Raw genomic sequence first — 12,643 nt, 5'->3', positions numbered from 1 at the left:
GATGAGCGGCATCTATCTCGACAACAACGCGACCACCCGTGTCGATGACGAAGTGGTGCAGGCCATGCTGCCGTTCTTCACCGAGCAGTTCGGCAACCCTTCGTCGATGCACAGCTTCGGTAACCAGGTCGGCATGGCGCTGAAGAAGGCGCGGCAGAGCGTGCAGCGGCTGCTCGGTGCCGAGTACGACTCGGAAATCGTGTTCACCTCCTGCGGCACCGAGGCCGATTCCACCGCGATCCTCTCGGCGCTCAAGGCCCAGCCCGAGCGCAAGACGATCATCACCACGGTGGTCGAGCACCCGGCGATCCTCAGCCTGTGCGACTACCTGGCCGAGGACGGCTACACCGTGCACAAGCTCAAGGTGGACAAGAAGGGCCGCCTGAATCTGGACGAATATGCCGCGCTGCTCGACGATGACGTGGCCATCGTCTCGGTGATGTGGGCCAACAACGAGACCGGCACGCTGTTCCCGGTGGAGCAGATGGCGCAGATGGCCGACGACGCCGGGGTCATGTTCCATAGCGATGCGGTGCAGGCGGTCGGCAAGGTGCCGATGAACCTCAAGGGCAGCGCCATCCACATGCTCTCGCTGTCCGGCCACAAGCTGCATGCGCCCAAGGGCGTCGGGGTGCTCTACCTGCGCCGCGGCACGCGCTTCCGGCCGTTGCTGCGCGGTGGCCACCAGGAGCGCGGGCGCCGCGCCGGCACCGAGAACGCGGCCTCGATCATCGGCCTGGGGGTCGCCGCCGAGCGCGCGCTGGCCTTCATGGAACACGAGAACACCGAGGTCCGCCGCCTGCGCGACAAGCTCGAGGCCGGCATTCTCGCCGCCGTGCCCTACGCCTTCGTCACCGGCGATCCGGGCAATCGCCTGCCGAACACCGCCAACATCGCCTTCGAATACATCGAGGGCGAGGCCATCCTGCTGCTGCTGAACAAGGTCGGCATCGCCGCCTCCAGCGGTTCGGCATGCACCTCTGGGTCGCTTGAGCCGTCCCACGTTATGCGTGCGATGGACATTCCCTATACGGCGGCCCACGGCAGCGTGCGCTTCTCGCTGTCGCGCTACACCACCGAGGAGCAGATCGACTACGTGATCCGCGAGGTGCCGCCGATCATCGCCCAGTTGCGCAAGCTGTCGCCCTACTGGAGTGGCAACGGCCCGGCCGAGGCAGTGGGCGACTCGTTCGAACCGGTCTACGCCTGACCGCCGCTTGACCGCGGCCCCATCGCCGAGGAGGTTCAGCATGTCTATCGTGATCGACGACACCACCCTGCGTGACGGCGAACAGAGCGCCGGGGTCGCCTTCAGCGCCGAGGAGAAGCTCGCCATCGCCCGTGCTCTGGCACAGCTCGGCGTGCCGGAGCTGGAGATCGGCATTCCCAGCATGGGCGAGGAGGAGTGCGAGGTGATGCGCGCCATCGCCGGGCTGGCCCTGCCGGTGCGGCTTCTGGCCTGGTGCCGGTTGTGCGACGCTGACCTGCTGGCCGCCGGCGGCACCGGCGTCGGCATGGTCGACCTGTCGCTACCGGTCTCGGACCTGATGCTGCAGCACAAGCTTGGCCGCGACCGCGACTGGGCGTTGCGCGAGGCCGCGCGACTGGTGGGCGCTGCGCGCGACGCCGGCCTGGAGGTGTGCCTGGGCTGCGAGGACGCCTCGCGCGCCGATCCGGAGTTCATCGTCCGCGTGGCGGAAGTCGCCCAGGCCGCCGGTGCGCGACGGCTGCGCTTCGCCGATACGGTGGGAGTAATGGAGCCATTCGCGATGCACGCGCGCTTCCGCTTTCTCGCCGAGCGCCTGGATCTGGAGCTGGAAGTGCACGCCCACGACGACTTCGGCCTGGCCACAGCCAACACCCTGGCAGCCGTGCGCGGAGGTGCCACGCATATCAACACCACGGTCAACGGCCTCGGCGAGCGCGCCGGTAATGCCGCGCTGGAGGAATGCGCGCTGGCGCTCAAGCACCTCCACGGCATCGACTGCGGTATCGACGTGCGCGGCATTCCCTCGATCTCGGCGCTGGTGGAGCAGGCCTCCGGGCGCCAGGTGGCCTGGCAGAAGAGCGTGGTCGGCGCCGGGGTGTTCACCCACGAGGCGGGTATCCATGTCGACGGGCTGCTCAAGCACCGGCGCAACTACGAGGGGCTCAACCCCGACGAGCTCGGGCGCAGCCACAGCCTGGTGCTGGGCAAGCATTCCGGCGCGCACATGGTTGAGCTGAGCTACCGCGAGCTGGGTATCGAGCTGCAGCAGTGGCAGAGCCGCGCGCTGCTCGGCTGCATCCGCCGTTTTTCCACGCAGACCAAGCGCAGTCCTCAGAGCGCCGACCTGCAGGGTTTCTACCAGCAGCTGTGCGAACAGGGCCTGGCCCTGGCCGGAGGTGCCGCATGAGCCTGTACCGAGAATGCCGCGACGACGTCCGTTGCGTGTTCCAGCGCGACCCCGCGGCGCGCTCCACGCTGGAGGTGCTGACCACCTATCCGGGCGTGCACGCAATCATGCTCTACCGCTTCGCGCATCGCCTGTGGCGACGCGAGTGGCGCTATGCCGCGCGTCTGTTGAGTTTCGCCGGACGGCTGCTGAGCAACGTCGATATCCACCCCGGCGCCCGCATCGGTGCGCGCTTCTTCATTGACCATGGCGCTGGGGTGGTGATCGGCGAAACCGCCGAGATCGGCGACGACGTCACCCTCTATCACGGTGTGACCCTGGGCGGAACCAGCTGGCGCAAGGGCAAGCGCCACCCGACCCTGGGCGACGGCGTGCTGGTCGGCGCCGGGGCGAAGATCCTCGGGCCGATCAGCATCGGTGCTAATGCCCGGGTTGGCGCCAACTCAGTGGTGGTGCAGAACGTGCCGGACGGGTGCACGGTGGTCGGTATCCCCGGCAAGGTGGTGCGCCTGCGCGAGGCCGGCCGGCCCAACGTGTATGGCATCGATCTCGACCATTACCTGATTCCCGACCCGGTGGGCAAGGCCATCGCCTGTCTGCTGGAGCGCCTGGACAACCTAGAAAGGCAGGTCGAGCAGGGCGGCCTGGTCGCCGCCGGCAGCCAGCAGCGGCGCTACCAGGAATGCCAGCCGGACAACAGCCTGTGTGAAAACGATTGTCCGGCCATGGCCGGGCGCTGACGGAGCACGCCCATGGACCTGCAGAATTTCGACGGCGCCGGCCTGTATTTCGACGAGCCGCGCCAGCCGCGCGTCGCGGCGCTGCTGGACGAGGCGTCGGCGCAGTACGCCACCGGCACTGCGGAGCAGCCGCTGCTGGCGGCGCAGGCGCTGGCGCCGGGCGATCTCAGCGTGCTGGTCGGGCTCTATCGCTTCTACTTCTACCAGCATCGTCATGCCGATGCCCTGGCCATCGCCGCGCAGGTCCTGCAGGTGGTCGCGCCGCGCCTGGGGCTGCCCTGTGACTGGCGTGCGCTCGATACCGACTGCCTGGCACGCGTGGCGCCCGGCGCCATCGGCCTGCTGCGTTTTCATCTGCTGGCGCTCAAGGGCGCCGGTTACCTGAGCCTGCGCCTGGGCCTGTTCGGCGAGGGCAAGGCGATGCTGAGCAAGGTCGCCGAGCTCGATGCGGACAACCGCCTCGGCGCGCGCCTGCTGCTCGATGTTCTGGCGGCCAACAGCGCCGCCATTTTCACCTTTCCCCCTGCTGCCACCGTGGAGACACGCCCATGAGCGAACAAGCCGCCGAACCGAACCTGGACGGGCCCCTGGACGAGGCGCTGGAAGAGCTGGTATCCGCCGAGGATTTCCTGAACTTCTTCGGCGTGCCCTTCGTGCCGTCGGTGGTGCAGGTCAACCGCCTGCACATCATGCAGCGCTATCACGACTACCTGTGTCAGGCCGGCGATATCGAGCACCTGCAGGATGCCGTGCGGTACGCGGTGTATCGCAAGCTGCTGATACGTGCCTACGAGGATTTCGTCGCCTCCGATGCGCAGACCGAAAAGGTCTTCAAGGTCTTCCACATGCACGAGCCGCAGACGACCTTCGTGCCCATCGATCAACTGCTGGGCTGACCCGCGGGAGGTGAGCGCCATGAGTCTGCCGCTCTACGAATATGGCCAGGCCGTCAGGCTGATCCGCAACGTACGCAACGACGGCACCTACCCCGGCAAGGACACCGGCGCCCTGCTGATGCGCCGCGGCGCGGTGGGTTGCGTCTACGACGTCGGCACCTACCTGCAGGATCAGCTGATCTACCGCGTGCATTTCCTCGATCAGGGCTGCACGGTGGGCTGCCGCGAGGAGGAACTGATTCCCGCGTCGGACCCCTGGATACCCAACCTGTTCGAATTCCGCGACCAGGTGATCGCCACCCGCAGCCTTGCCGTACGCGGCGAAGTGGTAGTGCGGCAGGGCTGTACCGGCAGCATCGAGAAGGTGCTGCGTGACCTGCCCGGCGGCATTCAGTACCACGTGTATTTCGGCGACGGCCGGGTGCTGCAGGTGCCCGAGACGAGCCTGGCCTGGGCCGATGCGCGGGCGGGAGGCGAGCATGAGCATTGATCCGGTCGCCGGCGGCGCCCGCTACCAGCTGCTGAAGGTCGCCCACGAGCGTTTCGGCTGTGCCCCGGCCGCCCTCAGTTCGCAACAGCGTGAACAGGCCGAGCGCATCGTCGGTCGCCAGCTGCAGCTGGAGAACGCCGTGCTGCACAGCGCCGAGGCCTGCGGTGTGGTGATCCCGGACGAGCAGGTCGCCGATGCCTGGGCCGAGATCGCCGCCCGCTACGAGGACCCGCTCGCGCTGCACAAGGCGCTAGACGACAGTGGTCTGGACGAAGCCGGCCTGCGCCAGCTGCTGGCCCGCGAACTCAAGGTCGAAACGGTGCTGCAGCGTGTCTGCGCCGGGCTGCCGGAAATCACCGATACAGAGGTCAGCCTGTACTACTTCAATCATCCGGAGCGCTTCGTGCGGCCCGCCACGCGACTGGCGCGACAGATCCTGATTACCGTCAACGAGGATTTCCCGGAAAACAGCCGGACCAGCGCTTGGCGCCGCATCAACCTGATCGCCGAGCGCCTGCTGCGCAAGCCGCAGCGCTTCGCCGAGCAGGCGCTCAAGCATTCCGAGTGCCCTTCGGCGATGGAGGGCGGAAGCCTCGGCCTGATACGCCCCGGCGTGCTCTATCCGCAGCTGGAAGCCTGCCTGTTCGCCTTGCGCGCAGGCGAGATCGGCCCGGTGGTGGAGACGCCACTGGGCTTTCACCTGCTGTTCTGCGAGGAGATCCATCCGGCGGGCCATTTGTCGCTGCAGGAGGTCTTGCCGCACCTGCGCGAGAAGCTCCGCGCCCGTCAATACGAGCGGCACCAGCGCGCATGGCTGGCCGGTTTGCTGCAGTCCGCCCCAACCTCACCGGAGTCGCTGCCATGACTGATACCGACAAGCCCTGCTGTTCGTTCTGCGGCGCGGAAAAATCACCGACGGTACCCTTGATCGCGGGTAACGAAGGCCGGATCTGCGAGGCCTGCGTCAAGCTGGCCCATCAGGTGGTGACCAGCTGGGGGCAGCGGCGCCAGGCCCAGCAACTGGCGCCGCAACTGCTCACGCCGGCGGCCTACATGCAGCATCTGGACGAGTCGGTGATCGGCCAGGACGAGGCCAAGGAAACCCTGGCGGTGGCGGTCTACAACCACTACCTGCGCCTGCTCAACTGCACCCGCGAGCCGGTCTGCCAACTGGGCGGCACGGTCGAGCTGGAGAAGTCCAACATCCTCATGGCCGGCCCTTCGGGCACCGGCAAGACCCTGCTGGTGCGCACCCTGGCGCGCATCCTCGGCGTGCCCTTCGCCTCCGCCGATGCCACCACCCTGACCCAGGCCGGCTACGTCGGCGACGACGTTGACAGCATCATAGCCCGCCTGCTGGAAGCCGCCGGTGGCGATGTGCAGAAGGCGCAATGGGGCATCGTCTATATCGACGAGGTGGACAAGCTGGCACGGCGTGGCGGGGGCGGCACGGCGGTGCGCGACATCTCCGGCGAAGGCGTGCAGCAGGCGCTGCTCAAGCTGGTCGAGGGTAGCGAGGTGCGCATCGGCAAGGGGGGCCGGCGTGGCGAACACGGCGAGGAGCAGGTGGTGGACACCCGCAACATCCTGTTCATCGCCGGTGGCGCCTTTCCGGGCCTGGAAACCCTGGTCGGCAGCCGTGTGCATCCGCGTGGCAGCGCGATCGGCTTCCATGCGCGGCCGCAGCAGCAGGCACCGTCGATCAACGAGCTGCTGGCGGCGCTGCTGCCGGACGACCTCCATGAGTTCGGGCTGATCCCCGAGTTCATCGGTCGCTTCCCGATCATCACCTTCCTCCGCGAGTTGGACCACGCGACGCTGCTGCGCATCCTCAGCGAACCGCGCAATGCGCTGGTCAAGCAGTACCAGCAACTGTTCGCCTACCAGGGCGTGAAGCTGGAGTTCAGCGAGGCGGCGCTCGGCCACATAGCCGACCAGGCGCTGCTGCGCCGCACCGGCGCGCGCGGGCTGCGCGCGGTCATGGAGAGCGCGCTGCAGCGCACCATGTTCGAGATGCCGGCGCAGCCGCAGCTGCGCAGTTGCCTGCTCGACCTCGACGAGGAGGGCCGCGAACTGGTGGTGCTCAGGCAGTTCGACGAGTATGCCGAAGCGCAACCTGCCGACAGCCGGGCGGCCGCGGCGTCCTGGCAGCGTTCCCTGCTGGTGGTGGATGGCTAGTGTCGCATTGCCGACAGCGGCATGCCGCTGTCGGCGGCCGGTTTGTGTGGTTTGCGACAGGTAATGTTCATGAAAAGGCTTTGTTTTCATTGGCTTATAAGAATCCAGCGGCTGGCGTGTTTCCTGCTATGAGTCTTTTGCCGAGTGGGTATGTGGGCCCGCGGTGTTTCATTCATCCAAACAGCAATGAGGTGGCGTGATGGCCAGGATCGGACTTTTCTTCGGCAGCAACACGGGCAAGACGCGCAAGGTCGCCAAGATGATCAAGAAGCGCTTCGACGACGACACCCTGGCTGATCCGCTCAACGTCAACCGCACGAGCGCCGCAGACTTCGCCGGCTATTCGCACCTGATCCTCGGCACGCCGACCCTGGGCGAGGGCTTGCTGCCGGGGCTGAGCGCCGATTGCGAGAACGAAAGCTGGGAGGAATTCCTGCCGCAGATCGAGGGGCTGGATTTCACCGGCAAGACCGTGGCCATCTTCGGCCTCGGCGATCAGGTCGGCTACGCCGACGAGTTTCTCGATGCGATGGGCGAACTGCACGAATTCTTCAGCGAGCGCGGCGCCACCATGGTCGGCGAGTGGCCGACCACGGGCTACGAATTCACCCACTCCGAAGCGGTGGTGGACGGCAAGTTCGTCGGGCTGGCGCTGGACTTGGACAACCAGAGCAACCTCACCGAGGAGCGGCTGGGCGCCTGGTTGCGACAGATCGCTCCGGCCTTCGAACTGCCGCTGTGACCATGCGTTGAGCTTCGCTGCACGCCCGGCCCCGACCTACGCCTCGTAATCCGTAGGTTGGGTTGATACGCGCAGCATCGAAGCCCAACGCGCTCCGAAGCGCAGCTCGGCGGCGATCTGTGCGAACCGTTGCCCGGCGGCCGTGGGCGGAGTAGCGTGATCGCGAACCGAGGAAGGAGATTCGCCATGAAGCTTCTCACGCTCATTGCCCTGTCTGCGCTCGCCTTGCCGGTAATGCCGGCGGCGGCCAGCGAATGTCCGGCCGTGCTGCAGCACGAGATGCCGAAGCTGCGCTCCAAGGACAGCGTCGATCTGTGCCAGACCTTCCAGGGCAAGGCGTTGGTTGTGGTCAATACTGCCAGCCACTGCGGTTTCACCCCGCAATTCAAGGGCCTCGAGGCGCTCTATCAGCGCTACAAGGGCGACGGCTTGGAGGTGCTGGGCGTGCCATCGGACGACTTCTTCCAGGAGTCGGACGATGAAGCCGAGACAGCCGAGGTGTGCTACGTGAACTACGGCGTGACCTTCACCATGACCCAGACCCAGGCAGTGCGCGGGCGTGACGCCACGCCGCTGTTCCGCGAACTCGCGGAGCAGGCCGGACAGGCGCCGCGCTGGAACTTCTACAAGTACGTGGTCGATCGGCAGGGGCGCGTCGTCGCGCATTTTTCCAGCAAGGTAAAGCCGGATGATCCCCGCTTGATCGCGGCGGTGGAAAAGGCGCTGGCGAGGTAGAAACGAAAAAGCCCCGGAGAACCGGGGCTTTTTTGTAGCGCTTGGATCAGAAGCGGTAGCTGAGCGAGGCACCGAAACCGTGGGCGCTGTTCTCATAGTCCGCATAGTAGGTGCCGCGGGTCTGACTGTTCCGACGAACTTTGGTGTCTTCTTCCCACAGATAGGAATAGGCAAGGTCAACGGTGATGTCGTCCGTTGGGTTCCAGCCCAAGCCGAAGCTCACTGCGGTACGGTCACCAGTTGGAATACGAGGCGAACGATCGACGTTATTGGTGGGGCTCTGATCGAATGCTAGACCGGTACGGAGGGTCCATTCGCGGTTCAGCTTGTAGGCGGCGCCGAGCGCATAAGACCAAGTGTCACGCCAGTCTTGATCTTCGACAATAGGTGCGAGACTGCCCTGAAGCGGTGCTGGGATGCCTTCGTTTTCGATGATGATGGCTTCGAAGCGGCTCCAGCGCGTCCACATGGCGCCAGCGTAAAGAGTCCACTGATCGTTGAGCTCATGAGTCAACGATACGTCCACCGACTCAGGGGTATCGAGGTCAAGAGACGCATCGTACTTGCCGGTGGCGCCTGCAAAACCAGCGCCTGACAGCTTGGTATCACCTTCGAGTGTGTATTTGACTTTCGAATGGTAAGTAATCCCGGCGCGGGTCTGCGGGGAAAATTCGTAAAGCACGCCAGCGTTGAATCCAAGCGCCGTGTCGTCGCCCTTTACCTTGACACGGCCATCGGCAGTGCCTGGCGAGGTACGGTTAAGCGCTGCGCTCTCAAGTTGGCCGTCGATGCGGTTGATCGTCGGACCGAAGCCAATCGATAGCTGCTCATTGAAGCGATAGCTAACCGTTGGTTGCACGGTTACTACGCGTACTTCGCTGTAATCACCGTGGTAGCGGCCCTGGAAGCCGTTCTCGTAGTCGGTGATCATGCCGAACGGCACATAAAGGCCGACCCCGACGGCCCACTTTTCATCGATTGGCTTGACGTAGTAACCCATCGGCACGGCAGTAAACGGGACCATATCGCCGTCGTTGCTGCCATTCAGCGGCAGGCGCGCACCGCCGAGAGCGTCTATTTGCGGAGTCGCAGCGGAAGCGTTCTTGATCTTCGTCTTCGCATGGATCGCTGCCATGCCGAAGCTGACTTCTTCACGCTTGAGGCGGGACATGCCGGCCGGGTTGCCGAAGAGGGTGGTGGCGTCGTCGGCGGAAGATGAGCGGCCTGCGAAGGAGGTGCCCATGCCGCTGATGCTTTGCTCGTTGAGGGCGAAACCGGCTGCCATTGCCTGGCTGGACAAGGCGCCTACGGCTACCGCGAGTGCGGTCTTCAACCATGTTGTTTTCATTGTTGTACTACTCCGGGATAAAAGCGGGTCGGAACCTAGCAACTTTCTCGGACAGGTAGCAAGACAATGAATTGCAATTTTTCGTAAAGATGGCGACTAACGGTTGTGAAAACAAATGTAACTTCGGCAAAACTGCAGAGGCGTATTGTGACTCGTCAGCCACGCCGCGCCTGCTGGCGCCGCGTGGTGGTCGGACTCAGGCGCGAGGCCGCCGGGTGTCGGTGATCCACTCGCTCCAGGAGCCGGGAAAGAGCGTCACCAGCGGATAGCCAGCCAGACACAGGGCAAACAGGTTGTGGCAGGCGGTCACGCCGGAGCCACAGTAGGCGACGGTGCGCTGGGGTGGCTTGTTGCCCAGCAGCGGTTCGAAGCGCCTGCGCAGCTGTTCGACCGGGAGAAACCGGCCGTCGCCGCCGAGATTCTCGGCGAACGGAACGCAAGTGGCATTGGGGATATGCCCGGCGATCGGATCGATGGGTTCGACTTCGCCGAGAAAGCGGGGCAGCGCGCGGGCGTCGAGCAGCGCCAGTTGCGGATCGTCGAGGCGCTCCTGAAGCGCGGAGGCATCGATGATCAGGCTGCTGTCGGCGCGCCCGCTGAAGGTGCCTGGCTCACTATCGGGGATCGCTTCGTCCATCGGTAGACCGGCTTCGCGCCACGCCTTGAGGCCGCCATCGAGAAGGTAGATGCCGTCGCGTTTACCGAGCCAGAGCAGCAGCCACCATGCCCGTGCGGCAAAGGCACCGGGGCCGTCGTCGTACAGCACCACGTCGCTGTCGTCATCGAGGCCCCATTGGCGAAAGCGCGCTGCCAGCCGCTCCGGATCCGGCAGTGGGTGCCGGCCGGTGACACCAGGGGTGACCGGGCCAGATAGGTCCTTTTCCAGGTCGGCGAACCTGGCGCCGGGAACATGGCCTTGGCGGTAGCTGCGCTCGCCGTAGGTGGAATCTTCCAGGGCGAAGCGGCAATCGAGAATGCGCAGCGCGGGATCGTCCAGGCGCCGGGCCAGTTGCTCGGCTGTGATGAGTTGTGCAAGTGGCATCGTACGCCTCCGGGAAAACATCGCTAAACACTACCAGCGTGCGCGCCGGCCATGAATGCCCGGCCGGTCGGATGCTCGATATATACTGCGCGCCTCGTTCGGCCGCGCGCCGGTCGTCAGCCGAAAAGGAGGCCGTGTGGCCATCGAAACTCAATGGGTCGTGGATGATGCACATCTGGCCCGCCTCTGCGCCGAATGGCGCCAACTGCCATTTGTGGCGGTGGACACCGAATTCATGAGGGTGGACACCTTTTATCCCATCGCCGGGCTGGTGCAGGTGGGTGACGGGCGGCGCGCCTATCTGATCGACCCGCTGGCGGTGCGCGATTGGCGTCCGTTTGCCACACTGCTGGACGATGCTGCTGTGGTAAAGGTGCTGCATGCCTGCAGCGAGGACCTCGAAGTGCTGCTGCGCCTGACCGGCAGTCTGCCGCAGCCGCTGTTCGATACCCAGTTGGCCGCCGGCTACCTGAATATCGGCTTTTCCATGGGCTATTCGCGGCTGGTCCAGGCCGTGCTTGGCATCGAACTGCCCAAGGGCGAAACGCGCTCGGACTGGCTGCAGCGGCCGCTGAGCGAGATGCAGGTGCGCTACGCCGCCGAGGATGCGCAGCACCTGGCCGAACTCTACGAAGCGCTGCTGCCGAAGCTGTCGGACGACAAGCGAGCCTGGGTGCTGGAGGATGGTGCCGAGCTGGTCGCCAACCTGCAGCGCGAATCCGACCCGGAGGAGGCCTATCGAGAGGTCAAGCAGGCCTGGCGCCTCAAGCCTCAACAGCTGGCCGTGCTCAAGGTGCTGACCGCCTGGCGTGAGCGCCAGGCCCGAGCGCGCAACCAGCCGCGCAATCGCGTGTTGCGCGAGGCCAGTCTGTGGCCGCTGGCGCGTACCCAGCCGCGCGATCTGGTTACGCTGGCGCGCATCGATGAGATGCATCCGCGCACCGTACGCCAGGATGGTGAAGCCTTGCTGGCGATGATCCGCGAGGCCGCCGCGACGCCCGAACAGGATTGGCCGGCGGCGCTGCCGGAGCCGTTGCCGCTGGAAGTTTCCGGCGTGTTGAAGAAGTTGCGGGCGGTCGGCCAGCGCGAGGCGAAGGCGCTGGATATCGCGCCGGAGCTCATGCTGCGCAAGAAGACCCTAGAGGCACTGCTGAAAAGCGGTTACCCCGACGGCCCTTATCAACTGCCCGATTCGCTGCGCGGCTGGCGCCGCGAGCGGATGGGGCAGGCCCTGCTGGATGTTCTGGAAAAACGCTCATGAAACTCATCTGTTCCATTTACAAGAGCCCCCGCAAGGACGGCATGTACCTCTACGTCGACAAGCGCGATGCGCTCAAGCGCGTGCCCGAGGGCTTGCTCGCCGCATTCGGCGCGCCGCAGCTGGCATTCGAGCTGGTGCTCACCCCGGAGCGCCAGCTGGCGCGCGAGGACATCAACAAGGTGCTCGCCAACATCGAGGCGCAGGGCTATCACCTGCAGATGCCGCCGGCCGAGGACGAGTACATCGAGCACCTTCCCGAGGAACTGCTGCGCATGAACGATCCCATGTGAAGGTGCCCGGCCAGGCATGACCGGGGACAAGGTCGTGCCGGCGGATCGGACTATTCTGAAGTCGTCCGCACATGCATAGGGAGACGGCTCATGAAAACGCGTTCCTGGGTACTCGGTTCGATCCTTGCCGGTCTGGCGATGTCTGCCAGCGCGCAGCCGGCGCCGGCCTACGACAACGAAGCCTGGCAGCAGCACTGGCAGAAGATGCAGGAATATCGTCAGGCCTGGCAGGCCGCGAAGACGCCGGAAGAACGGCAGAAGCTGCGGGACGAACACTGGCAGAGCATGCAGTCGACCATGGGCGCCCCGGGAGGCTGCCCGATGGGCGGCCCGGGTGCCGGCATGGGCAAACAGGGCGGCAAGCCGATGCAGGGGGCAATGGGCGGCCGCATGATGGCGGCACCTTCCAAGGAAATGCTCGACATGCGCATCCAGCACATGGAACAGATGCTCGAGCAGATGCGCAGCCATCGCGACATGCTCGACAAGCAGTAATCCGCCGCGTGGCTGCCTGCCGCTCCGGCC

General features: G+C 65.4%; 15 protein-coding genes. 13 read left to right on the top strand and 2 right to left on the bottom strand.

Features of this window, described 5'->3' with window-relative positions; all coding sequences use genetic code 11:
* Position 1 precedes the first annotated feature (1 nt).
* From nifS to P5703_RS14345, 10 genes are all read left to right on the top strand, one after another.
* The gene (gene nifS, locus P5703_RS14390) at positions 2–1,210 is read left to right on the top strand and encodes a cysteine desulfurase NifS (RefSeq protein WP_014596182.1); all 1,209 of its coding nucleotides are present in this window, start codon (positions 2–4) and stop codon (positions 1,208–1,210) included.
* A 40-nt stretch (positions 1,211–1,250) separates the two neighbouring features.
* Entirely contained in the window at positions 1,251–2,396 is a 1,146-nt protein-coding gene (gene nifV, locus P5703_RS14385; protein WP_011912529.1) for a homocitrate synthase, read from the top strand.
* Complete coding sequence (gene cysE, locus P5703_RS14380) at positions 2,393–3,136, top strand: serine O-acetyltransferase (RefSeq protein WP_011912530.1); 744 nt, start codon at positions 2,393–2,395, stop codon at positions 3,134–3,136. Before nifV ends, cysE begins: the two co-directional genes overlap by 4 nt.
* Positions 3,137–3,148: 12 nt before the next feature.
* On the top strand, positions 3,149–3,688 hold the full coding sequence (locus P5703_RS14375; RefSeq protein ID WP_011912531.1) for a hypothetical protein: 540 nt from the start codon (positions 3,149–3,151) through the stop codon (positions 3,686–3,688).
* A complete protein-coding gene (gene nifW / locus P5703_RS14370) occupies positions 3,685–4,032 on the top strand; it encodes a nitrogenase-stabilizing/protective protein NifW (protein WP_014596183.1) in 348 nt (115 codons plus the stop codon). Before P5703_RS14375 ends, nifW begins: the two co-directional genes overlap by 4 nt.
* A 19-nt stretch (positions 4,033–4,051) precedes the next feature.
* Positions 4,052–4,522, top strand: coding sequence for a nitrogen fixation protein NifZ (locus tag P5703_RS14365; protein ID WP_234493456.1), 471 nt, complete (start codon positions 4,052–4,054; stop codon positions 4,520–4,522).
* Positions 4,512–5,387: a nitrogen fixation protein NifM gene (gene nifM / locus P5703_RS14360; RefSeq protein WP_234493455.1), complete on the top strand. Its 876-nt coding sequence runs from the start codon at positions 4,512–4,514 to the stop codon at positions 5,385–5,387. The genes P5703_RS14365 and nifM overlap by 11 nt, the downstream gene beginning before the upstream one ends.
* A complete protein-coding gene (gene clpX / locus P5703_RS14355; protein ID WP_011912535.1) occupies positions 5,384–6,700 on the top strand; it encodes an ATP-dependent Clp protease ATP-binding subunit ClpX in 1,317 nt (438 codons plus the stop codon). The genes nifM and clpX overlap by 4 nt, the downstream gene beginning before the upstream one ends.
* A 199-nt stretch (positions 6,701–6,899) precedes the next feature.
* Positions 6,900–7,442 (top strand): flavodoxin, encoded by a 543-nt coding sequence (locus P5703_RS14350; protein ID WP_011912536.1) that lies wholly within the window; start codon positions 6,900–6,902, stop codon positions 7,440–7,442.
* A 186-nt stretch (positions 7,443–7,628) separates the two neighbouring features.
* Entirely contained in the window at positions 7,629–8,177 is a 549-nt protein-coding gene (locus P5703_RS14345) for a glutathione peroxidase (RefSeq protein ID WP_279641257.1), read from the top strand.
* Positions 8,178–8,223: 46 nt separating this feature from the next.
* Here the strand turns inward: P5703_RS14345 and P5703_RS14340 are convergent, their stop codons facing one another.
* Both P5703_RS14340 and P5703_RS14335 read right to left on the bottom strand, forming a co-directional pair.
* Entirely contained in the window at positions 8,224–9,525 is a 1,302-nt protein-coding gene (locus P5703_RS14340) for an OmpP1/FadL family transporter (protein WP_285587600.1), read from the bottom strand.
* Between the two features lie 196 nt (positions 9,526–9,721).
* Entirely contained in the window at positions 9,722–10,567 is an 846-nt protein-coding gene (locus P5703_RS14335; protein WP_234493454.1) for a sulfurtransferase, read from the bottom strand.
* A 136-nt stretch (positions 10,568–10,703) separates the two neighbouring features.
* On the opposite strand from P5703_RS14335, the gene rnd reads away from it, so the two are divergent.
* The 3 genes from rnd (at position 10,704) to P5703_RS14320 (ending at position 12,613) form a co-directional block, all read left to right on the top strand.
* Entirely contained in the window at positions 10,704–11,828 is a 1,125-nt protein-coding gene (rnd, locus tag P5703_RS14330; RefSeq protein WP_013982206.1) for a ribonuclease D, read from the top strand.
* The gene (locus P5703_RS14325) at positions 11,825–12,118 is read left to right on the top strand and encodes a YcgL domain-containing protein (protein WP_011912541.1); all 294 of its coding nucleotides are present in this window, start codon (positions 11,825–11,827) and stop codon (positions 12,116–12,118) included. The genes rnd and P5703_RS14325 overlap by 4 nt, the downstream gene beginning before the upstream one ends.
* A gap of 90 nt (positions 12,119–12,208) precedes the next feature.
* Positions 12,209–12,613, top strand: coding sequence for a hypothetical protein (locus P5703_RS14320; protein WP_079327552.1), 405 nt, complete (start codon positions 12,209–12,211; stop codon positions 12,611–12,613).
* Positions 12,614–12,643 lie beyond the last annotated feature (30 nt).

Origin of the sequence: Stutzerimonas sp. FeSN7 (assembly GCF_030263795.1) — a bacterium.
Classification (GTDB): domain Bacteria; phylum Pseudomonadota; class Gammaproteobacteria; order Pseudomonadales; family Pseudomonadaceae; genus Stutzerimonas; species Stutzerimonas stutzeri.
Note: the sequence above shows the minus strand (reverse complement) of the source record. Positions and strands in the feature narration are given on the sequence as shown.